This is a genomic window from Pantoea sp. CFCC18179 (assembly GCF_059412405.1).
The window spans coordinates 379,081-403,969 of record NZ_JBNBPM010000003.1; the positions used below are offsets into that span (position 1 = coordinate 379,081).

The 24,889-nt window shown below is 52.8% G+C and carries 26 protein-coding genes; 16 read left to right on the forward strand and 10 right to left on the reverse strand.

All coding sequences use genetic code 11. The annotated features are described in order from the left end of the window. Positions 1-33: 33 nt before the first annotated feature. From ACPUC7_RS09345 to ACPUC7_RS09360, 4 genes are read right to left on the reverse strand one after another with little or no spacing between them, the layout of a single operon-like run. Positions 34-813 carry an SDR family oxidoreductase gene (locus ACPUC7_RS09345; RefSeq protein ID WP_494922699.1) on the reverse strand — a complete coding sequence of 260 codons (780 nt, stop codon included), beginning with the start codon at positions 811-813 and terminating at the stop codon, positions 34-36. A 10-nt stretch (positions 814-823) separates the two neighbouring features. Continuing rightward, positions 824-1,903, reverse strand: a complete 1,080-nt coding sequence (locus tag ACPUC7_RS09350; protein ID WP_494922700.1) for a M24 family metallopeptidase — start codon at positions 1,901-1,903, stop codon at positions 824-826. Then, the gene (locus ACPUC7_RS09355; protein WP_494922701.1) at positions 1,896-3,539 is read right to left on the reverse strand and encodes a GMC family oxidoreductase; all 1,644 of its coding nucleotides are present in this window, start codon (positions 3,537-3,539) and stop codon (positions 1,896-1,898) included. Before ACPUC7_RS09355 ends, ACPUC7_RS09350 begins: the two co-directional genes overlap by 8 nt. Before the next feature lie 10 nt (positions 3,540-3,549). Next, positions 3,550-4,869: an MFS transporter gene (locus tag ACPUC7_RS09360; RefSeq protein WP_494922702.1), complete on the reverse strand. Its 1,320-nt coding sequence runs from the start codon at positions 4,867-4,869 to the stop codon at positions 3,550-3,552. A gap of 148 nt (positions 4,870-5,017) precedes the next feature. On the opposite strand from ACPUC7_RS09360, the gene ACPUC7_RS09365 reads away from it, so the two are divergent. Next, a complete protein-coding gene (locus ACPUC7_RS09365) occupies positions 5,018-6,190 on the forward strand; it encodes an ROK family protein (protein WP_494922703.1) in 1,173 nt (390 codons plus the stop codon). Positions 6,191-6,251: 61 nt separating this feature from the next. Here the strand turns inward: ACPUC7_RS09365 and ACPUC7_RS09370 are convergent, their stop codons facing one another. Further along, the gene (locus ACPUC7_RS09370) at positions 6,252-6,998 is read right to left on the reverse strand and encodes an SDR family NAD(P)-dependent oxidoreductase (RefSeq protein WP_494922704.1); all 747 of its coding nucleotides are present in this window, start codon (positions 6,996-6,998) and stop codon (positions 6,252-6,254) included. Positions 6,999-7,128: 130 nt separating this feature from the next. Between ACPUC7_RS09370 and ACPUC7_RS09375 the strand changes: the two genes are divergently transcribed. Next, positions 7,129-8,037, forward strand: a complete 909-nt coding sequence (locus ACPUC7_RS09375; protein ID WP_494922705.1) for a LysR family transcriptional regulator — start codon at positions 7,129-7,131, stop codon at positions 8,035-8,037. Between the two features lie 163 nt (positions 8,038-8,200). After that, positions 8,201-8,749, forward strand: a complete 549-nt coding sequence (locus ACPUC7_RS09380) for a fimbrial protein (RefSeq protein WP_494922706.1) — start codon at positions 8,201-8,203, stop codon at positions 8,747-8,749. A 34-nt stretch (positions 8,750-8,783) separates the two neighbouring features. Here ACPUC7_RS09380 and ACPUC7_RS09385 read toward each other — a convergent pair whose 3' ends face one another. The 3 genes from ACPUC7_RS09385 to ACPUC7_RS09395 all read right to left on the reverse strand — a co-directional run bounded on the left by ACPUC7_RS09385 (position 8,784) and on the right by ACPUC7_RS09395 (position 11,094). Beyond that, a complete protein-coding gene (locus tag ACPUC7_RS09385) occupies positions 8,784-9,680 on the reverse strand; it encodes an SDR family oxidoreductase (RefSeq protein WP_494922707.1) in 897 nt (298 codons plus the stop codon). Between the two features lie 226 nt (positions 9,681-9,906). After that, positions 9,907-10,059 (reverse strand): KGG domain-containing protein, encoded by a 153-nt coding sequence (locus ACPUC7_RS09390; protein ID WP_494922708.1) that lies wholly within the window; start codon positions 10,057-10,059, stop codon positions 9,907-9,909. Positions 10,060-10,176: 117 nt separating this feature from the next. Continuing rightward, the gene (locus ACPUC7_RS09395; RefSeq protein WP_494922709.1) at positions 10,177-11,094 is read right to left on the reverse strand and encodes a DMT family transporter; all 918 of its coding nucleotides are present in this window, start codon (positions 11,092-11,094) and stop codon (positions 10,177-10,179) included. A 124-nt stretch (positions 11,095-11,218) separates the two neighbouring features. On the opposite strand from ACPUC7_RS09395, the gene ACPUC7_RS09400 reads away from it, so the two are divergent. Both ACPUC7_RS09400 and ACPUC7_RS09405 read left to right on the forward strand, forming a co-directional pair. Beyond that, positions 11,219-11,827 (forward strand): TetR/AcrR family transcriptional regulator, encoded by a 609-nt coding sequence (locus ACPUC7_RS09400; RefSeq protein ID WP_494922710.1) that lies wholly within the window; start codon positions 11,219-11,221, stop codon positions 11,825-11,827. Between the two features lie 51 nt (positions 11,828-11,878). Further along, positions 11,879-12,793 (forward strand): alpha/beta fold hydrolase, encoded by a 915-nt coding sequence (locus ACPUC7_RS09405; protein ID WP_494922711.1) that lies wholly within the window; start codon positions 11,879-11,881, stop codon positions 12,791-12,793. Positions 12,794-12,828: 35 nt separating this feature from the next. On the opposite strand, the gene ACPUC7_RS09410 is transcribed toward ACPUC7_RS09405, so the two are convergent. After that, positions 12,829-14,994: a TonB-dependent siderophore receptor gene (locus ACPUC7_RS09410; protein WP_494922760.1), complete on the reverse strand. Its 2,166-nt coding sequence runs from the start codon at positions 14,992-14,994 to the stop codon at positions 12,829-12,831. A 344-nt stretch (positions 14,995-15,338) separates the two neighbouring features. Between ACPUC7_RS09410 and ACPUC7_RS09415 the strand changes: the two genes are divergently transcribed. The 7 genes from ACPUC7_RS09415 (at position 15,339) to ACPUC7_RS09445 (ending at position 22,508) form a co-directional block, all read left to right on the forward strand. Next, positions 15,339-16,547, forward strand: coding sequence for a glycoside hydrolase family 5 protein (locus ACPUC7_RS09415; RefSeq protein ID WP_494922712.1), 1,209 nt, complete (start codon positions 15,339-15,341; stop codon positions 16,545-16,547). A 310-nt stretch (positions 16,548-16,857) separates the two neighbouring features. Further along, positions 16,858-17,754 (forward strand): ABC transporter substrate-binding protein, encoded by an 897-nt coding sequence (locus tag ACPUC7_RS09420; RefSeq protein ID WP_494922713.1) that lies wholly within the window; start codon positions 16,858-16,860, stop codon positions 17,752-17,754. Continuing rightward, entirely contained in the window at positions 17,751-18,674 is a 924-nt protein-coding gene (locus tag ACPUC7_RS09425) for an amino acid ABC transporter permease (RefSeq protein ID WP_494922714.1), read from the forward strand. The genes ACPUC7_RS09420 and ACPUC7_RS09425 overlap by 4 nt, the downstream gene beginning before the upstream one ends. Beyond that, a complete protein-coding gene (locus ACPUC7_RS09430) occupies positions 18,667-19,428 on the forward strand; it encodes an amino acid ABC transporter ATP-binding protein (RefSeq protein WP_494922715.1) in 762 nt (253 codons plus the stop codon). The genes ACPUC7_RS09425 and ACPUC7_RS09430 overlap by 8 nt, the downstream gene beginning before the upstream one ends. Before the next feature lie 34 nt (positions 19,429-19,462). Continuing rightward, the gene (locus ACPUC7_RS09435; protein ID WP_494922761.1) at positions 19,463-21,763 is read left to right on the forward strand and encodes a molybdopterin-dependent oxidoreductase; all 2,301 of its coding nucleotides are present in this window, start codon (positions 19,463-19,465) and stop codon (positions 21,761-21,763) included. Positions 21,764-21,870: 107 nt separating this feature from the next. Beyond that, positions 21,871-22,143: an AbrB/MazE/SpoVT family DNA-binding domain-containing protein gene (locus ACPUC7_RS09440; RefSeq protein ID WP_494922716.1), complete on the forward strand. Its 273-nt coding sequence runs from the start codon at positions 21,871-21,873 to the stop codon at positions 22,141-22,143. Next, a complete protein-coding gene (locus ACPUC7_RS09445; protein ID WP_494922762.1) occupies positions 22,143-22,508 on the forward strand; it encodes a type II toxin-antitoxin system PemK/MazF family toxin in 366 nt (121 codons plus the stop codon). Before ACPUC7_RS09440 ends, ACPUC7_RS09445 begins: the two co-directional genes overlap by 1 nt. 44 nt (positions 22,509-22,552) lie before the next feature. Here ACPUC7_RS09445 and ACPUC7_RS09450 read toward each other — a convergent pair whose 3' ends face one another. Further along, on the reverse strand, positions 22,553-22,939 hold the full coding sequence (locus tag ACPUC7_RS09450; RefSeq protein WP_494922717.1) for a VOC family protein: 387 nt from the start codon (positions 22,937-22,939) through the stop codon (positions 22,553-22,555). A 162-nt stretch (positions 22,940-23,101) separates the two neighbouring features. Between ACPUC7_RS09450 and ACPUC7_RS09455 the strand changes: the two genes are divergently transcribed. From ACPUC7_RS09455 to acuR, 4 genes are all read left to right on the forward strand, one after another. Further along, on the forward strand, positions 23,102-23,362 hold the full coding sequence (locus ACPUC7_RS09455; protein ID WP_494922718.1) for a hypothetical protein: 261 nt from the start codon (positions 23,102-23,104) through the stop codon (positions 23,360-23,362). Positions 23,363-23,382: 20 nt separating this feature from the next. Next, positions 23,383-23,613: a hypothetical protein gene (locus ACPUC7_RS09460; protein WP_494922719.1), complete on the forward strand. Its 231-nt coding sequence runs from the start codon at positions 23,383-23,385 to the stop codon at positions 23,611-23,613. A gap of 216 nt (positions 23,614-23,829) precedes the next feature. After that, a complete protein-coding gene (locus ACPUC7_RS09465; RefSeq protein ID WP_343550483.1) occupies positions 23,830-24,054 on the forward strand; it encodes a hypothetical protein in 225 nt (74 codons plus the stop codon). Between the two features lie 49 nt (positions 24,055-24,103). Further along, positions 24,104-24,754 (forward strand): acrylate utilization transcriptional regulator AcuR, encoded by a 651-nt coding sequence (gene acuR, locus ACPUC7_RS09470; protein ID WP_494922720.1) that lies wholly within the window; start codon positions 24,104-24,106, stop codon positions 24,752-24,754. Positions 24,755-24,889 lie beyond the last annotated feature (135 nt).

A 24,889-nucleotide genomic window follows, 5' to 3' on the forward strand; every position in this document is an offset into this window, starting at 1 on the left:
TGCCATCGGCAACGATGGCAGCAACTTACAATCTTATTCGTGATAAACCTGACTGCGCCCGCCATCCACCAAAATATCGCTAGCGTTAATAAAGCGTGCTTCATCGGAAGCGAGAAACAGTGCGGTGTAAGCCACTTCTTGCGGTTCACCAATGCGTTTGCACGGCAGCAATGCCGCTTGTCGGTCGCGCTCCTGTTGCGGATTTGGACAGCTTGCCAGCCAGGCTTCAGCGGCGGGCGTCATGATCAAACCCGGAGAAATACTGTTCACCCGAATCCCTTTACTGGCATATTCCACGCCCAGCGAGCGCGTCATGCCGATTAAGCCGTGTTTTGCCACCGGATAGGGAAATGCGCCGGGAATGATTTTTTGCCCATGCACCGAGGCGACGTTGACGATGTTGCCATATTGACGCGCCAACATGCCCGGCAGCACTGCGCGAATCAGGTTGTACGGCCCTTTCAGATTGACCTCCATGCAGCGTTGCCACTCTGCATCTTCCAAAGCCAGCGGATCGCGGAACACATTGACGCCTGCGCAGTTAATCAGAATATCAATCTCACCCAGCGCCTGTTGCGCGGTCAAAACTGCGCGTTGCACCTGGTCGGGATCGGTAACGTCAGCAACGCAGGCGATGCAGCGCTGACTGGTTTGCTGTTGCAATTGCGCGGCCAGCGCCTCGGTGTTTTGTGTATCGAGATCAAACAGTGCCACGCGTGCGCCATGCTCGGCAAACAAGCGGGCAATCGCGCTACCAATGCCGCTGCCCGCACCGGTAATAATCGCGGTTTTATTGCGTAATCGTTGAGACATAATCGCGTCCTTATGAAGATGCCGGCAACACCAGCCAATCGGCAAACTGCCATGTGTGTTCGCCGCGCTGCACGCTAATTAGCGGCCAATCGGCGGTGCGAGTGAGCGCTTCATAATCCTCGGCGTGCAGTAAGAAAGTGTCCTCGCTCTTGTCGCCGCTTAAGGTGGGATTCCACACCAAAGCCGTTTCACTCCGCACTTCGCCTTGAGTTTCGGGCGTGATAATCCAATCGCGGCAGCCATAGCCAGCCGGCCCACCTTGATGATGATCGCGCCAGCCGTCGGCGTAGCCATGCGTTTGATAAGCTTGCTCAATCGACTGAAATACGGCTTTCCACTGGCGTCCTGGTTGTGTGACGCACAGCATATCAGCATGAATCTCACATAAAGCCTGATGGCGCTGGCGCAGTGCTTCATCAGGTTCACCGATGTGCACTAAACGGGTCAGACTAACGTGCAATCCTTGCCGCTCCGCGCCGAGCGTAATCAGCATTTTTCGTTGCAGCTTTTTCTCTGTGGGAACCGGATGTTTAAATGCGGCGATGCGTTCATCGGCGGCGACTAAGGTGCACATTGGGCGAATACCCCGTGCAAGGCAGGCGGCAGCAATCTCGGCTTCTACCTGCCATTCCGTTACGCCAGCGCGTAACTGGCGCGCAACACGTTCCACGATATGTGCGGCTTCACGGCCTAAAGTCCGGAATCGTTGCTGCTCAACCGTGTTTAAACCCTGGCGCAGATTAATCATCTGTAACTGAACATCGGACATGCCATGTTGCGGCATATCACTCGCGAACTTGCCTGGCGGTAACACGCCCTCCAGCGTTTGAAACCACGCATAGCTGCGCGTCTCGCAGCTAAATGGCAACGTTTCTTCGGCGAGAATACGCGGCAGTTCATTGTCGGGCGCTATCAGCAACACCTTGTCTCGGGTGATCAGCAAACTGGCTACGCCGATTTCCGCGCGCTCCACCACGTAATAGCTGGCACCTTCGGTTAGCCAGGCGATGTTATCGCGTCGCGTCAACAGCACGCCGTCCAGTTGCCAATCAGCCAATGCCTGTTGCAGGCGCATCAATTTGTCACTCATAAGCAAGCTCCCTGGCGTCGATTTGTTCAGTCTGCATCAACAGTTCAGCGGCGCGATGTGCTACCGCCATCACAATCGCATTGGTGTTGCCGCTGATGATATTGGGCATCATTGACGCATCCACCACGCGCAGGCGATGCACGCCGCGCACGCGCAAATCAGCGCTTAGCACCGCCAGTGGATCGTCATCGTGGCCCATACGGCAAGTGCCGACCGGGTGATAACCGGTTTTCACCATGCGTTTACAGTGCTCGGTAATGGCTTCATCTGAGGTGATTTCTGCGCCGGGAAAGATCTCTTGTTGCACCATTTCCTGAATCGGCGCGGCGGCGATCACGCTGCGCGCAAAACGGAAACCCGCCAGCGTGCGCGCTAAATCGTCGGGATGACCGAAGATTTGCGTGTCGATAATCGGCAAGCTGCTGGCGTTTTTGTCACGCAGCGTCACTTCGCCGGTGGCTTTGGGTCGCAACAACAATGCGTTAACCGTGACGCCGTGGCCGGGATCGGCACCCATCACATCGCGATCGAGATACACCGTCGGCACGCAGAACATTTGAATGGTTGGCGTGGCGTTCAAATCCAGCGGATCAAAGAAGGCGCAGGTTTCGACGCCGGTGGTGGTGACTGGCCCGGTTTTGAACAGCATGTACTGCAAACCCGCTTTGATCATCGGCCAGCCACGATCCTGCCCGTAATAGCCAAACGCGCCGTTGGTGCTGGCGACCACCGGCACTTCGTAATGATCCTGCAAATTCTTGCCCACGCCCGGTAAATGCTGACGCAATGCGATGCCATGTTGCTTAAGTTGTTCCTGTGGGCCGATGCCGGAAAGCATCAGCAGCTTCGGCGTTTGATACGCTCCGGCAGCAAGGATCACTTCTTTGCGCGCCCGCGCTTGTTGCGGATGCCCATCCTGGAGGTAACGCACGCCGACGGCGTTAGCACCTTCGAACAGAATTTCTTCAACCTGTGCGCCGGTGGCAATCGTCAAACGCGCATCCTCGCGCAGCGGATTGATAAACGCATCCACTACGCTACAGCGCTGGCGCGTTTGCCCATTGATGGTGTGCTGCATAAATCCGACGCCAAACGGATTGCCGGTGTTGAAATCCGGCGTGTAGGGAATGCCCAAACCCTGCATGGTTTTGACGTAGGCACGGCTCAGCGGACTGAAGTGGCCAAGATGAGACACTTTCATCGGCCCGCCAACCCCGTGATCGGGCGCGCCGAGATGATCGTTATCTTCGATGGCGGTGAAGTGCGGCAGCAGCGCATCCCACGACCAGTCGATGCCTTGATGGTTGAGCGCGCTGTTCCAGTCGGCGTAATCCTGACGATGTCCGCGCATATACACCATCGCATTCACCGTTGATCCGCCGCCCAGCACTTTCGCCTGCGGCACAATCACGCCGCGTCCATTCAGCTGCGGTTGCGGTTCGGTTTGATGCATGGTGAGAAACTTATCGCTGGCGAGGAACTTCATGTATCCCGCTGGCATTTTCAGCACCGGATGATATTCATCGCGACCGGCTTCCAACAGCAGCACGCGCGCGTTGCCCTCTTTGACCAGCCTGGCGGCGACGATACAGCCCGCGCTGCCACCGCCGACCACAATGTAATCAAACTCTTTCATTATTCACTCTTTACTCTGAAGTAACGGAATCTAAACGACGCAGACGCTGCGCCTCGGGATTGTGTTGTTCACCCGGATCGAGCGGACTGAGCAGGAAGCACCAGGAGACGATGGCACTAATTAAATAAAGCAGCGCATAGCCCCAAATCACGCCGGAGGTGCCGAACAGCGCGTTGAAAGCGCCATATAACGCCGGTCCGAAGAAGGTGGAAAGTCCGGCGGCGAAGCAGTAAATCGCCATCGCGTTGCCTTTATCTTTCGGCTGGCACAGTGAAGAGAACAGCGCTGCCGCCGGAACGTAGCCGCACAAGGTGATGCCGTACAAACAGGCGCAGATCACGCTGAGCACAAAGCTGCCGTGGCTCCACTGCGGCACGAAATACATCAACAGCATTGAGATGCCTGAACCGAGCCCGCCAAATACCGTTAGCACTTTGCGCCAGCCGATGCGGTCGCTGATTTTGCCGACAATCGGGTTAAAGCTCATCCCCACTAATCCCATGATGGTGATCAGGCTGAGATATTCGGTTTGCGTAAAGCCGATTTGTTCGGTGAAAAAGCCCGGCAGGAAGATGAAGAAGCCAAAGTACGGCGTGGTGTTGATGATGCGTACCACTGCCGCTGCGGCGATGCGCGGTTCACGCCACAGGATATCGATGCCGCCCATCAGCGTGCGCGCAACACCTTGTTGGCGATGTTGATCGTCCAGCAGCGATTGATAGCCGCTGCGCTCTTTCAGCGCAATCAACATCACCAGCAATCCCAACGCCACCAAACCTAACGACAGCCAGAAGGTGGCGTATTCGCCAATCAGCTGGATGGAGAAGATTGCCACCAACGAACCCAACGTCGGTAATCCGCCGGTAAACGCCAGCCAGAACCAGCCGGTGGCAGATCCGCGCATATCGGCGGGAGCTGCCGCTTGAATCCACACCAAAAAAGCATAGGCAAACATCGGGTAAGCAATGCCGCGCAAACCGTAAGTCAACGCCAGCAGCAACACGCTGTGCGAGGGCAGCGCAATGGCGAGAAACAATATTTCAAACACGATCCAAATCAGGCCGCCCGCCAGCATCACTTTGCGTGGACCAATCAACGTAGAAAGCGAACCCGCCAGCCACGAACCGAGCGTCACGGTGACGCCATAAAAGGCGATGACCGCAGCGGCGATATTCAGTGAGAAACCGTTTTGATGCAAATAGGGCGCGAGATAGTTGGATTCCACGCCATCGCCAATCATGAATAACAGCACAGCGACGTAGCCCCAAGCCAGCGCCGGTGGAATGCCGAGGCGGATCAGCCACGGATGTTTTGCAGGTGATGTTGTCATTGTAAGTTCTCTTCGAGGTGATGAGGGTTATTGTTATTTGATGAGGACGAACTCTAGAGCAATGACCGTGCACAGGATGGCGAGAGCATCACAGAAGTTAGTAAACACTGTTTAGTAAACTGAGGTGAAAAGTGATGCAGGAGAGAAAATGAAACCGGTTGGCATGAACAACGTTCAGGTGCGCCAATACAACAAAGCGCTGTTTATGGCGCTGATGTGGCGACATAAACAGCTAAGCAAATCGCACTTGGCACAGCTCAGCGGATTAACCATTCCGGCGGCGAGTAAAATTTTGCAGGCGTTGTTAGACGAGGGAAAACTGCAACATTCCGCTGCGTTGATGAGCGCGCGCGGCAACAGCAACGGCAGTTTCCAGTTGCCGTCGGATGGCACGTGGACGCTGTGTTTGTGCATCAAGCCGACCAGCATTGAACTGCAACTGGCCGATGCGCAGTTGGTGGCGCAGGGCAGTTATCAGCAAATCGGCATCAAGGCGCAGACGCCACAGGCATTGCTCGATGAGATTGAGATTGTGTGGCGACAAACCTGCAAACTGTGGCCGAAGCGGCGTATCAATCTGGCGCTGGCGGTACACGGCCAGGTCGATCCGGTGACCGGCGTGTCACAACATATGCCGCAAGCCGCGTGGAAAACACCGCTGCAACTGAAGTTTTTATTGGAAGAGAAGCTCGGCGTTGAGGTACGCGTCGATAATGATTGCGTGATGCTGGCGTTGGCCGAGAAGTGGTTGAGCCGTAATGCGTTGAGCGAGTTCTGCGTGATCAACGTTGATTACGGCATCGGCTCCTCTTTTGTGATTAATGGCGAGATCTTTCGCGGTAATTTATATGGCAGCGGGCAAATTGGGCACACCATTATTGAGCCTAACGGCGTGCGATGCAGCTGTGGCCGCCAGGGATGTCTCGAAACCGTGGCATCTCTTAGCGCGTTGAAACAGGCGGCGCAGCAGCAATTACTCGACGTGCCGCTGGTGAGCAGCAAACAGCTGTTGGCGGCATGGCAAACCGGTGAACCCTGGATTATCGCGTGGGCCGAGCGATCGGCTGAAGCGATTGGCTTGAGTTTGTACAACTTCCTCAATACCTTGAATATCAATCAGATTTGGTTGTATGGCCGCAGTTGTACTTTTGGCGAAAACTGGTTGCAGGCCATCGTGCGCCAGATTGATTTCAATCCTTTCGATCCGCGAGATGCGTTGAAAAGCAAAGGCACCAATGTGCACTTCGGTCAGTTGGATCGCGCACAGCAGGTGTTGGGAATTGGTTATTTGTATGTCGAAGCCGATCCGAGTGCAGGGTAATAATGCGGTCACCATAAATGGCGACCCTACGGGAACCTGCCCGTAAAATCGCCTTTTCACATCACACTTGCGCCATGCCGCCATCGACAAACAATTCCGTGGCGTTGATAAAGCTGGATGCATCTGATGCCAAAAACGCCACCACTTTACCAATCTCTCCCGGCTCGCCAAGACGACCCAGCGGTACTTGCGCGGCTAATGCATCAAACAATCCCTGACGTTGATCTTCGCTGACCAACTCACCCAAACCTGGCGTGCGCACCGGACCGGGGCTGACCACATTGACGCGAATGCCGCGCTCTTTCACATCCAACGCCCAGGAACGTGCGAAGTTGCGCACCGCGGCTTTACTGGCGCTATAGACGCTGAATCCGGCGGTGCCTTGAATCGACGTAGTTGACGAGGTGAGGATTACCGAGGCTTTATCGCTGAGCAATGGCAGCGCTTTTTGCACCGTGAACAACACGCCACGTACGTTGGTGCCGAAGATACGGTCGAAATGTTCTTCGGTGATAGCGCCAAGCGGCAGCATGTCACCGCCGCCAGCGTTGGCGAACAGGATATCCAAACGTCCCGCCTGTTTGGCGATTTCGGCATACACCGTATCAAGATCGCTGAGTTTTGAAGCATCGGCGCGAATGCCGCTGGCCTGTGAGCCAATGCTGGCGACCGCCGCATCCAATTCGGCCTGACGACGACCGGTGATAAATACCCGCGCGCCTTGCGCCGCCAACTCTTGTGCCGATGCCAAACCAATGCCGCTGGTGCCGCCAGTGACTAATGCGATTTTACCGTTCAATGCGTTCATGTTTGCTTCTCCAATGATGGTTGAGGTTTTAATCACTGCGTTGCAGTGCATGGCAAGCAATGTAGCGCTGCGGCATTTGTGAATAAATGGTGTAAAATCGAAAGGACTATTTCTGTGTGTGGATAATGTAATGGATCAATTAATGGCGATTCGCGTCTTTGCGCGCGTGGTAGAAGCGGGCAACTTCACGCGTGCCGCGGATTCGCTCGATATGCCCAATGCCACACTCAGCAAATTGGTGCAGGAATTGGAAGCGCATCTTGGCATTCGCTTGCTGCAACGCACCACGCGACGCGTGACGGTGACACCGGAAGGGCGCGACTATTACGAAAAAGCGCTGCGCATCGTGCGCGATTTGGAAGATATCGATCACTCTTTCAACGCGCAGAGCGGCAAGCCGAGCGGCTATCTGCGCATTGATATCGGCGGATCGACGGCGCGTGATGTGCTGATTCCGGCGCTGCCCGATTTCATCGCCCATTATCCCGATATCCGTCTCGATTTGGGCGTTTCAGATCGTGCGGTGGATCTGATCAGTGACAACGTGGATTGCGTGATTCGCGGCGGCCCGCTCAGTGATTCCTCGCTGGTGGCGCGCCATTTGGGCGATGCCGAGATGATTACCTGCGCAGCGCCGAGCTATTTTAAAACCTACGGCATTCCGGCTTATCCGCAAGAATTGAAAAACGGTCATCGGTTGGTGAGCTATCTGGCACCGCAAAGCGGCAGGGCGTTCCCGTTTCGTTTTGCCAGCGGCGAGGACAAATTGGAAATTAAGACCGATCATCGCATTGGCGTGAATGAAAGCAATGCGCATCTGGCGGCGGCAGTGGCGGGATTAGGCATTATTCAAACCTTTCGCTACGCGGCGAAAGCGGATTTGCAGGCGGGTAAGTTAGTGGAAATCCTAGCGGCGTGGCGACCGGCTCACTATCCGTTTCACGTGGTGTATCCACAGAATCGTCATCTCACGCAGCGATTGCGTGTGTTTATCGAATGGTTGCGCGAGGTATTTCCTGCAAGATTGGCAGGGGAATAAGGACTACAAACTTCCCGCGCAAGGATGACAAAAAGCGATCAAAACGCCTACAACTGTGCGCCGCCGCTCCGATATTCGTGATTCACAACGCGACATATTATTCATGTGATCAGATGGGAACCGATTCGTTCCCACATTACATAAACAATATGGAAGACATTCGGTGCGTAAATCGACTCAATCGTTGTTCGCTGCTTCAGCTTTAGCACTACTGTTGAGCGCGACATCACAGGCCGCATCAACCGGAACAGTAACGTTTAACGGTGAGCTGACGCAAAATACTTGTGACATCAACATCGGTGGCCAAGGTCCTGATGCGACAATAGTATTGCCTACTGTACAAACCAGTTTGTTGCAAAGCTCTGGTCAAACAGCAGGTCAGCAACGATTTGGCATGACGCTGAGTAACTGCGCGGGCTCATTAGGCGCCGTTGCAGCATTTTTCGAGGCGGGTCAGACAGTTAATGCTTTGACAGGCCGTTTAAAAAACACCAACCTCACCGGCGCTACTAATGTCAGCTTGCAATTACTGGATGTTCCAAACAATAGCGCACCCATTCAGGTGGGTAATCAAAACCAGGTAAGCAATACCAGATTTGTGCTGATTAAAGGCAGTACGGCTCTGGTTTACGCCGTGCAATATTACGCCGAAGGCGCAACCACGCCAGGCTTAGTTAACAGCAGCGTCGTCTACTCACTTATGTACAAGTAAATTGTAGGGTGCGCATTATTGCGCACCTGGAAAATCATAACGTTCCTGTACCGCCGTCAGAACACCAAACCTGACCAGAAGTGAAGCTGTTATCCAACTGCGCGAACGTCACATACAACGAGGCGATTTCAGCCGGTTGTCCCGGACGTCCTAACGGCGCATCCTCGCCAAAATGCTGTACTTTCTCCTGCGGTTGTCCGCCACTTACCTGCAATGCGGTCCAATAGGGGCCGGGCGCTACCGCATTGACGCGAATCTTCTCTTTACCCAACTGTTTCGCCAGCGACTTGGTGAAAGCAACAATCGCTGCTTTGGTCTGCGCATAGTCCAGCAAAATCTCGCTGGGTTTATATGCCTGCACGGAAGAAGTGTTGATGATCGATGAACCCGCTGGCAGATAATCCAGCGCCGCTTTGGTGATCCAAAACATCGCGTAAACGTTGGTTTTAAAAGTAGCGTCAAAATCTTCGGTCGAAAGGGTGCGAATCGATTCATTGAACTGCTGGCGTCCTGCGTTGTTAACCAGAATATCCAGCCCGCCTAATCGCTCAGCGGCTTGATGCACCAGCTGTTTGCAGAAGGATTCAGAACGAATATCGCCCGGAATCGCCACCGCTTTACGACCTTCGGCCTCGATTAATTGCACCACCTCAGCGGCATCAGATTCCTCTTCTGGCAGATAGTTAATTGCCACATCAGCACCTTCACGTGCGTAAGCGATGGCTACGGCGCGACCAATCCCAGAATCACCGCCGGTGATCAGCGCTTTACGTCCGGTCAATTTGCCGCTGCCCTGATAGCTGGTTTCACCGTGATCGGGACGCGGTTCCATTTTGCTGGCTAAACCCGGTATCGGTTGTGTTTGTTGTTTAAAAGGCGGTACCGGATATTCTTCAATAATTAAGCTTTTATTGTTGGTTGGTGCAGTCATAAATTTCTCCTTGTGATGAAAGTGATTAATTTAAGCCTGGCATAAATGTGATAATTGTCACGTTGAAAACCTACAAAGCGTTTTATTAAGACGAAGCGGTAACGAAATTTAAGCAATAAAATTTAGTTAATGTCAGTAATTAATAGGAGAGGATGGGATGGAATGAAGGGATGTTGAGTGGGCATCCTTGCCCTGGCGGCTCATACAATCAAAGCCATTGATGCAGTTACTTTTTACCGCCTTTCTTACCGGCTTCAGATGCTTTTTCGGGATTGTCTTTAAAGCTCCCGCCGCTACTTTGTCCGCCTTTTTTACCGGCTTCAGACGCTTTCTTTTTATCGTCAGCGAAATTACCGGAACCGCCTCTATGCTCAGCCATAAAACATCCTCTTGTGAGTTGTTACTGCATGGCGGAAATAATTGCTTCAACGCCATGCCCATGCTGCAAGATTAAGGTTAGTTAGCTTCCAATTAATCACAAGCGCAGCGCGAGCGATTATTTATTGGTCTGATTATTTATTACCGCAGTTTTACCCAATCCTTTGCTGGTTACCAACCAAACAGCGCAGACGATCAATAATGAACCGCTAATAAATCCCTGGTTAATTTGCTCATCCAGCACTAACCAGCCCCATAAAATGCCGAACGGCGGGATCATAAAAGTGACGGTTAAGGTGCGCAGTGGGCCGATATCGGCCAGCAGGCGGAAGTAAAGAATGTAGGCCAGCGCGGTGCAAATAAATCCAATCGCCAAAATGCACACCCACACTTCGGGAATTTGCCAGTTTGCAGCGAGTGTTTGCGGTGCGCTGAAGGCAAAGAATGGCAGCAAGAACACCGATGCACCAAGCTGGCTACCGAAGGCTACTTTGGTGGCATCCAGCCCGCCGCGTGCGCCAATCCAGCGTTTGGTCAGAAAACCCGCCACACCGTAACAGGCGGTGGCGACTAAACAGGCCAAAATTCCCAAGATCAAGGTGCTGGAAAAGTGCGCTTCACCGGTGGTGCTGATGACGATAATGCCGCTGAATCCAGCGATCATGCCAAGCACTTTGTTCACCGTTAATTTATCGTCGAAGAAGGCTGCACCAATAATCACGCCCATTAATGGCGTGGTAGCATTGAGGATGGCTGAATAACCCGCCGGCAAAACGCGTGCGGCCAGGCAATACATCAGAAATGGAATGGCGGAATTGATGACGCCGAGCAACATGGCCCAGCCTAACTTGCCATCAAAACGGCGCGGAATACGCATGATCGCCATGATGATCAACAAGCCCAACATGCCGCAAAATACGCGCAAAAATGCAGTATTCACCGCACCTAACGCGGGCACCGCAATGCGCATAAACAGAAAACTGGCACCCCAAATCGCTGCCAATATTAGCAGTCGCAACAAATCCGCTGTTCTCATAGGTTCCACAATAGTTAACAAAAATTTGTCAGCAGCATAACAAATCAGATCATTTATAGCGTTGCCTTTCCCCGCAATTCGCGGCTATCATTTAGGAATCGATCATTTCCTTAATGGTGCTGTTATGGCGCAACCACTCAATGTAACGCGTGAGCGTGGACGTCCACGCCAGTTTGATACCGACATTGCCTTGGATCGTGCCATGCTGGTGTTCCGGGAAAAAGGTTATCACGGCGCGTCCATCAGCGATCTCAGTGCGGCGATGGAATTGACGGCGGGAAGTATCTATAAAGCCTTCAGTGATAAACGTGGCTTATTTTTGCAAGTGTTTGCGCGTTACACCTCATTGCGTAATGAGGTGCTACGTCAGCGATTAGAGCAGCAACCTGACGCGCGTGCGCGCATCGCTGAACTGCTGCGTTTTTATTTGGAATCGGCGAGTGATGTAGAAGGGCGGCGCGGTTGTTTAGTGGTCGGCAGCGCGATTGAATTGCAGGTGCTGGATAGCGAGTTGGCGGAGTTGGTGCGCCGCGCATTGCAGCGCAATCTGCATGCCATCGTCGCGTTAATCGAACAAGGGCAGCAAGACGGATCGATTAACCCGCGCCATGATATTCAGCCGTTAAGCGGCGTGTTGCTTTGCATGGTTTTGGGCATGCGCGTGGCAGGCAAAATGCAAAATCTGCCGCAGCAAGATTCTCTGATCGCCACTGTATTAACCTTGCTCGATTAAAAATTTTACTTAATTAGGAAGTGATCATTTCCTAAATGACTGGAGAACAAAATGACCGCATCAGCTTTGAAAGACGCGCCACGTTGGTCGCAAGCAGTAGATCAGCTCGAAGGTTTTACCCATCAGTACGCCACGGTTGATGGCGTGCGTATGCATTATGTCAGCGGCGGTAATCGCAACGGCGAAACCTTACTGCTGCTGGCCGGTTTTCCGCAAAGTTGGTTTGCGTGGCGCAAGGTGATGGCGTTGTTGGCCGATCGCTACTTTATCATCGCGCCCGATTTGCCCGGCCAGGGCGACTCCGACAAACCGATCAGCGGCTACGACACCATATCGCTGGCAGAGAAAGTGCAAGGATTGATGCAGCAATTGAAGCTGGATCGCTATTATCTTGCCGCACACGATGTCGGCGCGTGGGTTGCCTGGCCGTATGCCACGTTATATCGCCATCAGGTGAAGAAGCTGGCGCTGCTGGATGCGGGTATTCCCGGCGTCACGTTGCCGGAAGCTTTGCCTGCGACGCCGGATAAAGCGTGGAAAACCTGGCATTTTGCCTTCCATTTATTGCCGGATTTGCCTGAAACGTTAATTGAAGGGCGCGAAGCGATATATCTCGAATGGTTCCTTAAACGCAAAGCGGTCAGTCCAATGGTGTTTGGCGAAGAAGAGATGGCGGAATATCTGCGCTTATTGCAACAAAACGGCGCGTTGCGCGCAGGATTAGCGCCATATCGTGATGTCATGCATTCGGCCAGGCAGAATCAACAATTGCAAAAAGATTTCAGCAAGCTGCAACTGCCGTTGCTGGCGGTGAGCGCCGATCAAGGCTCGATTCCGGATATGGCGGAGCCGCTGCGCAAATTTGCTGACGATGTCACCGGAATTACGATCGCGCACTGCGGCCACTTCATCCCCGATGAGCAACCGCAGACGCTGGCTGAAGCGCTAGCTGAGTTCTTTCACTAATTAACTGGCGCACCGAAGTGCGCCAAAACATCAGATTAAAACGACATTGTCACGCCAGCATAATAGGCACGACCCGGCTCGTTATAGGTTGAAGCACCGGAATTCTCGCGATAAATGCGTTTATCAAACAGGTTATTGATACCGGCATTAGCGCGCAGATTTTTTGTGATGTCGTAATTCACATTCAGACCAAACACCGAATACGGGCTGATTTCACGCGACGTCATGTTGGTTTGATCGATATTGGTTTCAGCATTTTGGCGCGGCTTCTGGCGACCGTATTGCGTCCAGTTGATGTTAGCGCTCAGATCCTGCGTGGCTTGCCACTCCAACTGCGAGTTGATGGTGAATTCTGGAATCACTGACAGCGGATTACCGGTTTTCTTGCTCTCCGAACGGAACATATACGTGGCGTTGGATCGCCATTCCAGCGTATCGGTAATCAAAGGAATGGTCAGATTGCCTTCTAAACCTTCAACAATCGCCTTGCCGCCATTTTCCCAGCGCAGCACGTTATAGCTGCCGTTGGTGTAGATCGGATCGGTGCCGGAAACGATTTTGTTTTTGTAATCGTTACGGAAATAGGTGATGCCCGCGACATAGCCCGTATGGGTGAATTCCAATCCGACTTCTTTATTGACGCTGACTTCAGGATCGAGATTGTCATTCCCTAATAAATAACATTGCGTTAAGCCAATCGGGCAACCGTTGCCGCGTGTGGTCAGCAAATAGCCTGGCGTCGATTGATACAAGTTCGGCGCTTTGAAGGCGCGAGCGATACCGGCCTTCAAAGTGAAATATTCGCCCAAACCTTGCGAGATATTCAGGCTTGGGCTCCAGTTAGCACCAAACTCATCGTGATAATCAAAGCGCAGGCCCGGAATGATTTCTGTGCTGTCGGTGGCGGCGATGTTGTCCTCGAAATAGAGCGAACTCAGGCTAGCGCTGTTTTTGCTGCTGCGTTCACTCGGATCGCCCGAACTGCCCGGCAAATTCACGCCGGTCGCGCTAGCCGATAGCATTGAAGCCGGATCGTTCAACTCATCGCGATTCCACTCCGCGCCCAGCGTGACGGTTTGATCGACCAGCAATTGCAGCGGGAAGTTGATTTCGCCGCCCGCACGATAACTTTCTAAGCGGCTGGTAGCGTAGGTTTCGCTGTTAATCATCCCTTCGGTACGACCGGCAGTGCCTTCCTGTAAGCGAGTATTATTGGTTTTTTCGTAGTTGAAGTTGAGCTTCGAGGTGCCCCAATCCCAAATACCGTTGTGAGTGATGCCGTAGGTTTGGCGATAGAGGCGGTTGGTTTCATCGCCGTACAGCGATTCGACTAAACCGTCGGTGCTGGCGTTGCTGTTGCTGTTTTGCGTATCACCGGCATAGATGTTGCCTTGGCGGCTATAGCCGTAGGAGAAATCGACAATTTGCAGCGGGGTGATTTTCCACGACAGCACGGTATTAATGTCTTTATTGCGCACGCCTTCACGGCCAGCGGCATAAGAACCGTTTTCTGCGGTGTTGATATCAAAGGCGTCGGCATCGGTGCGGTTAATGTTGCCATACATACGCATGGTGAGCGCATCGCCGGCCAGCGGACCGCTGAGATTGAAGTTGGCGCGGCGCGTGTCGCCTTCTTTGCTGTTTTCCGGCTGGCTGGTGTACAGCGACAGCGATCCGTGCCAGTCGTTAGTCGGGCGTTTGGTGATGATGTTTACCACGCCGCCAGCCGCGCCAGAACCGTAACGTGCCGCGGCTGGACCACGAATGACTTCAATGCGTTCAACCATTTCCGCGGGCACCCAGTTGGTATCGCCACGAGAATCACGCTCGCCGCGCCAGCTATAACGCACCGAATTTCGCGATGAAACCGGCACGCCATCGATCATCACTAAGGTGTTTTCCGGGCCCATGCCACGAATATCAATTTGACGGTTATTACCACGACTGCCGCTGGCGCCGTTGCCGGTAAGGTTCACGCCGGGCATTTTACGGATGATGTCGGCGAGATCGTTAACAGGGGGATTTTTCTTGATGTCTTCCGCTGTGATGGTCGATACGCCTGGTTGCTGCTTCAGTTCCTGCTCGGCGGTGACAATCATCGATTCGTCATCCGCCAGTTTTTCAGTGGTTTCCGCAGCAAAGGCTGGCGACGTTAGCATTCCCGCTAAAAAAAGCGCTATTGGACGCTTTTTGCCACGCATAGTTACATTCACTTAAGGTTTCTCCCTGTTAGGTTAACAATTGTAAGTAAATGCGCATGATAATGATAACAATTATCATTGTATATAAGTGGCGAAGGTCGTCTCCACAATCTCTCCATGATTGTGCTGATTTATAATGGAAAGGTGTGCTGAAAGTAGGGTTATTCTAACGCGGTTGAAATGCAGATTATTGAGACGGTTTTATGGCGAAAGGGTGACATATTTTGAATTAAATCATAATGATAAAAATAAAGGTTACGCACGGTAATTATCTTTATTTGCTTTATGCTGCTCGCCATCGCTGAAAACAGTGATACGGATGGAAAATAAATTAAGGAGAAAATGTGCGCTATATCATACAAACCTTTACATTTGTGCTGAGCATCCTGCTCATGGCGGGGCCGACAAATGCGGCCGAAAAGATGGATTTCTGGCAGCAACCGCAGCATGGCGGCAACAGTTTTAACCGTTTGCCGCCCAACGAAGCGTATTTCAAAGCGTTACATGATTACGGCGCGAGTTGGGTGCGATTATCATGGGATAAGTGGCCGAAGCAGCAGCGTGATTTCTTATTAGGCAGTGCGGATCATTATCAAGGTTTGGTGGCGGAGGATGTCGCCACATTAAAGCAGGTGCTGGATAACGCTCAAGCCGCCGGTCTCAAAGTGGTTATCACTCCTTTATCGTTGCCCGGAATGCGCTGGTCGCAAAATAACGGCGGCAAGTTTGATGATCGCTTATGGCAAGACAAACAATATTGGCAACAAAGCGCGCGCTACTGGCACGATTTGGCCAGCATCTTGAAAGATCATCCTGCCATCGCCGCCTACAACATCATTAATGAGCCGGCACCGGAAAAAAATAGCGATCTGGCAGAACACGCGACGCCTGAATTAATGCAAGCCTGGTATCAGCGTAATCAAGGCAGCGCGCGAGATTTATCTGCTTTTTATCGCACGATTATTGCCGCGATTAGAGAAGTCGATCCCGCAACACCAATTATGGTAGATAGCGGCTGGTACGCCGCCGCCGATGCATTTAGCTATTGGCCGCAGGCGCTCAGCGATCCGCACATTCTTTATAGCGTGCATATGTATGAACCCTATGAAGCCACCAGCGCGCCCAATGCTAAACGGCAAAAACCGTGGAATTATCCCGGCATGGTGCCTTATGCCCATCAGATGCAGCGTTGGGATGCGGCGCGGGTGGCCGCTTATTTAACGTTGCCCTTTAACTGGGCAGCGGAAAAAGGTATCGACAAGCATCAAATGGTGGTGGGGGAATTTGGTTGTGTACGCACCCTAAAAGGCTGCACGCAATATCTTGAAGATGTGCTGAAGGTATTGGACAAACAGCAAGCGCACTGGGCGTTTTACAGTTTCCGCGAAGACAGTTGGGACGGCATGGATTACGAGTTGGGCAATAAAAAAGTGGCGTGGCGTTACTGGCAGGCGGCGGAGCAAAATCTGCCTGACACCATTCCGCGTAATGCCACCAAAGAGTTCGAGCCTATCCGCAAACGCTTAGACAAATCCGCGATGACTCATAACTAATTGTGCGTTTCCTACGGCAAAAGCAGGCCATTGATTCAGTGGCAAAATCTGAAATCCTCGCTTAATTCCGCGTCTTTACTGGCGCGGCAATCCCTTGCCGATATGGCTTTGATATCTATTGCCGAATTTCGGCAATAGATATGTTTTTTTCGCATTTGTGATCGTTGCACTCATTCAAAGAGAATGTCTTTGGGACGTCTTGAGGATGACAATTCCTGCCGCCAACGGGTGAGACAGGAGACAAAACCATCGCTACCTCAACGCCTTTTCCCTGCCGGGAAATTTTTTATAAATCAGGAGAAAGGTTCCAGTGAAACTCGCCAAAGGCATGACTCTTTTAGCGCTCGCATTGAGTGCCCACACCGCGTTCGCCGCCGATCAATCCGTGCCAACCGACAGCTCGTTACACGTGCAGGCCGATCCTGCGCTGAAAAGTTTGCTGCCAGCGGATGTGGTCAAGCGTGGTTACATCGTGGCCGGAACCAATCCCAACACGCCGCCAACCACCTTCTATAAAGAAGACAACAAAACTCTGGCGGGACGTGAAATCGATATCATGAATGCCGTGGGCGAGCGCCTGGGAATCCAGGTTCAATGGCGCGACACCGGCGGTTTCGACAACATCATTCCTGGCTTAAAAACCGGTCGTTATGACGTCGCGCTGTCTAACATCAACGCCACGCCAACGCGCGCCAAAATCATCGACTTCGTCGGTTACTACGATGCCAGCTTGCTCGGCATTATCTCGCGCAAAGATGCCAACATCGCGCCGTTCAAAAACCTTTCTGATGTGTGTGGCAAAGAAGTCGGTGCGGGTTCCGGCACCACGCAGGTAACGCGTTTGGAAGAAGCCAGCAAAGCATGTGAAGCTGCCGGTAACAAACCGATCAAAGTGTCAGTGTTCCCGGATCGTCCTGCTGGCGTGCAAGCGGTGGTGAGCGGTCGCGTGCCGATGTTCCTGGGTCCATACGAAGGTTTGCTGTGGCAGGTGAAAGTGATCAAACCGTTGACCATGAGCGGCGAAATCACTGTGCACGATGCGCCAGTTTCTGTCGCCTTCCCGAAAGATTCCGCGCTGGAACCGGCGGTGCAAGCTGCGCTGAACTCGCTGATCAAAGATGGCAGCTACAAAAAGATCCTTGATAACTGGGGTATCGGTTTTGGTGCAGTTAAAGAAGCGAAACGCAATCAGGAAATCTTTCAATGAGTGATATTCACCACCCAACCGACGATTTGAAAATCGTCGGCAAACGTTACTACGGACGCTGGTTCAGCGCGCTGGTGGTGCTGTTGTGCGTGGTGGCGATGGCGCATTCGATGATTAACAATCCACGCTTCGAATGGGGCGTGATTGCGGAGAACTTCACCGGCGCATCAATCCTGCAAGGCGTATTAATGACGTTGCAGCTGACTGCAATATCTGTGGTGCTGGGCTTTGCTTTCGGAACGGTGCTGGCGCTGATGCGTCTCTCGTCGAATCCGGTGTTGGTCGGCGTGAGCTGGTTCTATACCTGGTTCTTCCGTGGCGTGCCGATGCTGGTGCAACTATTCTTATGGTACAACATCGCCGCACTTTATCCGACGATTGCCTTGTCGATTCCCGGCCTCGGCGAAATCTGGAGCACGCAATCCAACGCCTTAGTGAGTCCTTTTAGTGCGGCGGTGATCGCATTAGTGATGCACCAATCTGCCTATGCAGCGGAAATTGTGCGCGCCGGGATTCAAAGTGTCGGCAACGGACAATTGGAAGCGGCGCGCGCGCTGGGCTATCGCCCGTCACAGATTTTCCGTCATACCGTGTTGCCGCAAGCGATGCGTGCCATCATGCCGCCTGCCGGTAATGAAATTATTGGTCAGCTGAAAACCACCGCGGTGGTGTCGGTGATCTCGCTGCAAGACGTGCTGTTTTCGGCGCAGATTATTTATCAGCGCACCTATGAAGTGATTCCGCTGCTGTTGGTGGCAACCTTGTGGTATCTGCTGATGACTTCCGTATTGTCGGTCGGCCAATTCTACGTTGAGCGCTATTTTGGCCGTGGCGTTACGCGTCGTGAAAAGCGCAGTTTCTTCAAATCGCTGCCGGGATTATCAGGCGTGAAAGCCGTAAGGAGCGTGAGCAATGGCTGAAGCAATCGCCTTACGTAAAGTCACCAAACGCTTCTCAGGCGTGACGATTCTCGATGAAGTGAATCTGGATATTCCCGCCGGTTCGGTCACGGTGATCCTTGGACCGTCGGGTTCCGGCAAATCGACGCTGTTGCGTTGCATCAACCATCTGGAAAAGCTGGATGGCGGCACCATTCGCATTGGCGGCGAGATCATTGGCTACAAGCAGAAAGGTCAGGCGCTGCATGAATTAAGCAGCGTGGATGTGGCGCGTCAGCGTGCCGAAATCGGCATGGTGTTCCAGCAGTTCAACCTGTTCCCGCATCGTACCGTGTTGCAAAACATCGTTGATGCGCCAATGCGGGTTAAAAAGCAGAGTCGCCAGCAAGCCACCAGCAAAGCGCTGTCGCTGTTGAAGCAAGTGGGATTATCGGGTCGCGAAGATGAGTGGCCACAAAATCTCTCGGGAGGACAGCAGCAGCGCGTGGCGATTGCTCGCGCGCTAGCGATGGATCCCGGTGTGATGTTGTTTGATGAACCGACTTCAGCACTCGACCCGGAACTGGTCGGTGAAGTGTTGCAGGTGATCAAACAGCTGGCGCACTCTGGCATCACCATGGTGGTGGTCACGCATGAAATCGGCTTCGCGCGCGAGGTGGCCGACAACATTGTGTTTATGGAAAGCGGCAAGATCGTGGCGGCCGGTCCAACCCAGCAAGTCCTCGACGACCCGGAAAACGGGCGCGTAAGAAACTTTATTGCAACGGTGCTTTAGGCACCGTTTTTCATTTTTAATGCCAGGAACAATGATGACGCAAAAACCGGTAATGCACAGCGCGCATTGGGGCGCTTTTCATGCCCAACAGCAGGGCGATCAACTCACCATCGAACCGTTCAAGGGCGATCCCGATCCCAGCCCGTTACTGCAAAATTTTCGCACCGCACTCAACCATCCGGCGCGTGTTGCCCGTCCGATGGTGCGTCGCGGCTGGCTGGAAAACGGCCCTGGCCCGGACGATCGGCGCGGCAATGACGACTATATCGCGGTGAGTTGGGAGGAAGCGTACAGGCTGGTGGCGCGCGAACTGCAACGCGTTGGAGATAATTATGGCCCGGAAGGCATCTTCGGCGGCTCTTACGGCTGGTCGAGTGCCGGACGTTTCCATCACGCGCAAAGCCAGGTGCATCGTTTCCTCAATACCACGCTCGGCGGTTACGTGCGTTCGGTAAACAGTTACAGCTCGGGTTCCGCTTCGGTTTTGCTACCGCACATTGTCGGTGATATGACGGAAATCGCCCGACGCGGCGTGAGTTGGGAAGAGATCGCCCAGCACAGCGAAATCGTGCTGGCCTTTGGCGGCCTGGCGTTGAAAAACTCACAGGTCGCCAGCGGCGGATTAAGCGAACACACCGAACGCGGTTTTATGCAGCAGGCAGCACAGCGCGGCACGCGTTTCATCTCGATTAGCCCGTTGAAAAGCGATCTGCCGGACGAAGCGCAGGGCGAATGGTTGGCACTGCGACCGGGCACCGACGCGGCCTTTATCCTTGGCGTATTGTCAGTGTTGATCGATGAACAGCTTACCGACGAAGCTTTCCTCGCACGTTACACCGTTGGCTGGCCGCAAATGGTCGCCTACATTCGTGGTGAAGAAGATGGAACGTTGCGTGATGCAGCGTGGGCAGCCGAAATATGCGGCGTGAATGCGGCATTTATCGAGGACTTCGCGCGCCACCTTTATGGCAAGCGCGTGTTGGTCACGGTAGCGCACGCGTTGCAGCGTGCCGAACACGGCGAACAGCCGGTGTGGCTGGGATTGGTGTTGGCGGCGGCGCTCGGACAGCCGGGCTTGCCGGGCGGCGGTTACACCTATGCGCTGGGCGCGTTGGGGCATTACGGCAAGCATCACAATTTGGTGAGTTTCCCGGCGCTGCCGCAGGGCAAAAACGGCATTGATCGGCTGATTCCGGTGGCGCGTATTGCCGATATGCTGCTCAATCCCGGCAAACAGTTTGATTACAATGGCCGCCGCTTAACCTATCCGCACATCCGTTTGGCCTATTGGGCGGGCGGCAATCCGTTCCATCATCATCAGGATTTGGCTCGCTTGCGTCAGGCGTTTTGCCAGTTAGATACGCTGATCGTGCATGAAATCGCCTGGACCGCCAGCGCGCGTCACGCCGATATCGTGTTGCCCGCCACCATGACATTGGAGCGCGAAGACATTGGCGGTGCGCCGACCGATCGCCATCTATTTGCCATGCAGCCGGTGGCCGAGCCGTTTGGTGAAGCCAAAGATGATTACACCATTTTTGCCGAGCTGGCGCGCCGCTTAGGCCATGAACAGGCTTTCACCGAGGGTCGTGACACGCGCGGTTGGCTTGAACATCATTACGCGCAGTTGCAACAAAAGCTGGCGGCGCAGCAGGTTGAGATCCCCGATTTCGCCACTTTTTGGCAACAAGGCGTGCTGGAGTTGCCGCAGTTGAAAGATGGTGGCCGCATGATCAATGCTTTCCGCGCCGATCCCGACGCCGCGCCGCTGCCAACGCCGAGCGGCAAAATCGAAATCTTCTCCGCCACCATCGCCAGCTTCAATTACGAAAACTGTCCGGGACATCCGGTATGGCGCGAGCCGCAGCAGCAACCGGATGCTGAGCATCCGTTTTGGTTAATCGCCAACCAACCGGCAACGCGCTTGCATAGCCAACTGGATTTTGGTGATTACAGTCTGAGCGGCAAACGCGACGGCCGCGAAGTATGCAGCTTGCATCCTGAAGATGCGGCGTCTTTGGGCATTAATGATGGCGATATTATTGAGTTGTATAACCCGCGTGGACACGTGCTGGCGAGCGCGCGCGTGACGCAAACCATCATGCGCGGCGTGGTGCAATTGCCTACCGGTGCCTGGTACGATCCGGTAGATCCGACGGCGCTGCGCCCGTTATGCCGTCATGGCAATCCCAACGTATTGACGCTAGACATTGGCACTTCCTCGCTGGCGCAAGGTTGCAGTGGCCAAATCACCGTGGTAGCGGCGCGTAAATATCGCGGCGAATTAACTCCGGTGCAGGCATTTATCCCCCCCAACTCCGCATCCATCCCGTAGGGTCGCCATTTATGGTGACCATGTTGGATTGAGCAGTAAAAGAACAGTGTGACTTTGTCTCACTTAATGCTACGCTGAGTGTGACAAAGTTACACTCAGGAGGATGTATGGCATTAACTAAACTGCGCCAACAGGGCGGAGCCGTCGTGCTAACGATTCCCAGTGACATTGCGACCAAAGCGGGATGGCATGTGGGCATTGAGCTTGATGTGACTGCAACTGATGAGTCAATCAACATTAAACCTGTTAACCGGGTCGCACGCGGTAGAAAAACCATGGAGCAACTGTTAGCAGGCATTGATCAGGATGAGATTCGCCAGCTAAATGAAGCAATCAGTGACGATTTGCAGGATGAACCGCAAGGCAAGGAGGCTATTTGATGATATCGCGTAGAGTTCCGCAGTTGGGTGAAATCTGGCACGTCAACGATGATCCCGTTGAAGGCAGGGAGTTTAAGGGGCCGCATTATTATCTGGTGATTTCACGGCGGGAACTCGTCGCCGCGCTAGGGACAGCCGTTTGCATTCCGGTAACCAGTGGTGGCAACGCCTCGCGCTCGCAAGCCGTGACGGTGTATCTGGATGGCAATAGTACCGACACTGGGAACGTTACCGGTGTCGCGTTGTGCTATCAACTTCGCTCTCTTGATCTAGCAGCGCGTAATGCGAGTTTTTCAGCAAAGGTTGAGCCACACATCATGGATGAAATTCTATCGATGGTGGTGGACCTAATTGACCCGCGCTGAATTATAAACGTATAAACGCGCCTGTGCGGCGCGCTTATTAATGATTATTCACCATCTAAATCTAAATAACACACACGCAAGCGGTGACCATCGGGATCGATGGCGCTGAAGGTATAACCGAAATCCATTTTCACCGGTGTTTGAATAATGGTCACTTCGCGGAACGTGCCCCATTCGTTATAGAGGAAATCGACGTCTGCTTTGGTTTCAGTTTTAAATACCAGTTCGCCGTTAGCGCTGAAAGGCAGTTGTTGCGCCGCCGGTTCCACGGTGTATTTAGACCAGATGCCCAATTTAAACCCGCCATTAAAAATAAACATGGCAAAGGTTGGACTTAATTCCACCGGTTTTAAATCAAATAAGGCAGCATAAAAATCGGCGCTTTTTACGACGTTTGGAACATAGATGATGGTCATATTGGCAGTAAGCATGGCATTCTCCTTTGGATGTGCGATGCATACTATGAGCAAGCGATGACAGATTCTGTCAGTAGCCTTCTAGCTTAAGCTCAACCTCTAAAATCTCAATGTTCCACCGTCAACGTCTATTATATGGTCGTTGACGTAACGCGTCGTATCACTCAGGAGGAACATATGCCGGAATACTGTTTTTATAAAAAGGATAACCAGATAACAGCACTGAAGAAAACGGATAGCGCGGGAGCTGCCGTCCTGACTGAGCAGGGTTATGATAAGCAGTTTGAAGAATTAAGTGCCGCGGATGAAAAGGGGGCTCTCGCCCGATTTCATGACATCCGCAGAGAAGAGCAGAAGACAACGCATGCTTTCACAACGGGTGCGGTGTTTGCCTCACTAATTGTCGGTTTGGTTGCTTTAGCGGGCTGGTTTTTATAAAAAAATAAGGAAATATTTTCATGGACGGACACGTGATGCTCAAAATAGTTGCCGCAATAACGACGGTTATTTTGATTTGGTTATACTTTATGCCGCAAAAAAGAAAACTCCATGCTAACCCGATTATCGCAGCGGCCAATGAAAAAGAACGACAGGCGTGGCGCTATGTTCGATGGGGAGTTTGGGCAGTGCAGTTTTTGCTAGGAATCTATGTGCTGTGGACGGCCATAAGATTCATATTGTCGAGTTAATAACATGACAAAACAGCTTCAATATCGCAGGCATTGTGGGCGATAGGTTAGGAATCTAGCTTAAGGTTTCTAATTAATAGGTTGGAATGCCCACTACGAGCGAGGATCGGACGTTCGCAGTTGCTTTAAACGCACAATTGCTCGCACTTTGTGAGGAATCGCCCATAATGACCGTTCTCATTTTTTTATTTTTTATTACTTAAAAGGATAATCCACATGGTAAACGATTACTTCACGCAACCGCCGATTGGCGTTTCAGTTGAGCAGCATAAGCGTACCATCGCGGTCGCCGCCGCTCTGGCAGTGGCTAAAGAGTCGGTAAGTGCGTCTACCTCGGCAAGTGGTTCGAAAGCATCATGGGATTTGCAGGCGGTGGCAAACGAAGTGGCTAATCTCGCCGATGCGATTCAAGATGCGTTAGAACCTGACGACGCGATTTAATCAATCAATATGGCTAGCAGCAGGTTGTTAGCCATTTCCGCATAATCTGATGAATATTCCCTTCGCGCCAACAGCCAAAAAACGTGGACGTCCGCCTAAAGCCGAGTCTGCGCAGCGTGACGTGCGCCGCGCCATTCTGCGTACCGGCGTTGAGGTGTTAACGGAATCTGCCTTTGGCACCAGCAGCCTTGATGTCATTCTTAAGCGCGCAGGCGTGCCAAAGGGGTCCTTTTATCACTACTTTGAAAGCAAAGAAGCCTTTGGTCTGGCGGTACTCGATCAATACGACAGCTTCTTTGACCATCTATTAAGTAAAACGCTGGCAAACAGCGCGCTGCCGCCACTGCAGCGCATCGAATCGTTCGTTAATGCTGCGGCAATTGGCATGGCCAAACATGCTTTTCGTCGTGGTTGTGCGGTCGGCAATTTGACGCAAGAAGTCGCCACGTTGCCCGAAGGCTTCCGCCAAAAGCTGAAAGTGATATTTGAAAAATGGCAGGCGATGATGCTGAGGTGTTTAGACGAGCTGGCGGCAACCGGTCATCTCTCCGCCAACGCTGACTTACCCGGTTTAGCTGATTACTTCTGGACGGGATGGGAAGGGGCGGTACTTCAGGCCAAGCTGCATGAAAGCCGCAAGCCACTAGATAATTTTCTCGTGCAATTTCTTGCCGGCCTAATCCCTCGCACAAATGTGTAGCATTCCCTAAATCATCTTCTATTTCAGCAAGTTAAATTATGCTTAAATCTGGTGATGGAATTAATTAGACGATCGGTCTATTATTTAAATCAGACAATATCTGCACCCATCGCACCTTAATTACGCAGACGCCGC

Coding starts and splice junctions, on each gene's coding strand:
- ACPUC7_RS09385 (WP_494922707.1), bottom strand. CDS start 9,680: ATGACTGCACCAACCAACAATAAAAGCTTAATTATTGAAGAATATCCG.
- ACPUC7_RS09455 (WP_494922718.1), top strand. CDS start 23,102: ATGCCGGAATACTGTTTTTATAAAAAGGATAACCAGATAACAGCACTG.
- ACPUC7_RS09375 (WP_494922705.1), top strand. CDS start 7,129: ATGGATCAATTAATGGCGATTCGCGTCTTTGCGCGCGTGGTAGAAGCG.
- ACPUC7_RS09465 (WP_343550483.1), top strand. CDS start 23,830: ATGGTAAACGATTACTTCACGCAACCGCCGATTGGCGTTTCAGTTGAG.
- ACPUC7_RS09370 (WP_494922704.1), bottom strand. CDS start 6,998: ATGAACGCATTGAACGGTAAAATCGCATTAGTCACTGGCGGCACCAGC.
- ACPUC7_RS09365 (WP_494922703.1), top strand. CDS start 5,018: ATGAAACCGGTTGGCATGAACAACGTTCAGGTGCGCCAATACAACAAA.
- ACPUC7_RS09435 (WP_494922761.1), top strand. CDS start 19,463: ATGACGCAAAAACCGGTAATGCACAGCGCGCATTGGGGCGCTTTTCAT.
- ACPUC7_RS09410 (WP_494922760.1), bottom strand. CDS start 14,994: ATGCGTGGCAAAAAGCGTCCAATAGCGCTTTTTTTAGCGGGAATGCTA.
- ACPUC7_RS09350 (WP_494922700.1), bottom strand. CDS start 1,903: ATGAGTGACAAATTGATGCGCCTGCAACAGGCATTGGCTGATTGGCAA.
- ACPUC7_RS09360 (WP_494922702.1), bottom strand. CDS start 4,869: ATGACAACATCACCTGCAAAACATCCGTGGCTGATCCGCCTCGGCATT.
- ACPUC7_RS09345 (WP_494922699.1), bottom strand. CDS start 813: ATGTCTCAACGATTACGCAATAAAACCGCGATTATTACCGGTGCGGGC.
- ACPUC7_RS09425 (WP_494922714.1), top strand. CDS start 17,751: ATGAGTGATATTCACCACCCAACCGACGATTTGAAAATCGTCGGCAAA.
- ACPUC7_RS09440 (WP_494922716.1), top strand. CDS start 21,871: ATGGCATTAACTAAACTGCGCCAACAGGGCGGAGCCGTCGTGCTAACG.
- ACPUC7_RS09460 (WP_494922719.1), top strand. CDS start 23,383: ATGGACGGACACGTGATGCTCAAAATAGTTGCCGCAATAACGACGGTT.
- ACPUC7_RS09445 (WP_494922762.1), top strand. CDS start 22,143: ATGATATCGCGTAGAGTTCCGCAGTTGGGTGAAATCTGGCACGTCAAC.
- ACPUC7_RS09400 (WP_494922710.1), top strand. CDS start 11,219: ATGGCGCAACCACTCAATGTAACGCGTGAGCGTGGACGTCCACGCCAG.
- ACPUC7_RS09355 (WP_494922701.1), bottom strand. CDS start 3,539: ATGAAAGAGTTTGATTACATTGTGGTCGGCGGTGGCAGCGCGGGCTGT.
- ACPUC7_RS09430 (WP_494922715.1), top strand. CDS start 18,667: ATGGCTGAAGCAATCGCCTTACGTAAAGTCACCAAACGCTTCTCAGGC.
- ACPUC7_RS09405 (WP_494922711.1), top strand. CDS start 11,879: ATGACCGCATCAGCTTTGAAAGACGCGCCACGTTGGTCGCAAGCAGTA.
- ACPUC7_RS09395 (WP_494922709.1), bottom strand. CDS start 11,094: ATGAGAACAGCGGATTTGTTGCGACTGCTAATATTGGCAGCGATTTGG.
- ACPUC7_RS09390 (WP_494922708.1), bottom strand. CDS start 10,059: ATGGCTGAGCATAGAGGCGGTTCCGGTAATTTCGCTGACGATAAAAAG.
- ACPUC7_RS09450 (WP_494922717.1), bottom strand. CDS start 22,939: ATGCTTACTGCCAATATGACCATCATCTATGTTCCAAACGTCGTAAAA.
- acuR (WP_494922720.1), top strand. CDS start 24,104: ATGAATATTCCCTTCGCGCCAACAGCCAAAAAACGTGGACGTCCGCCT.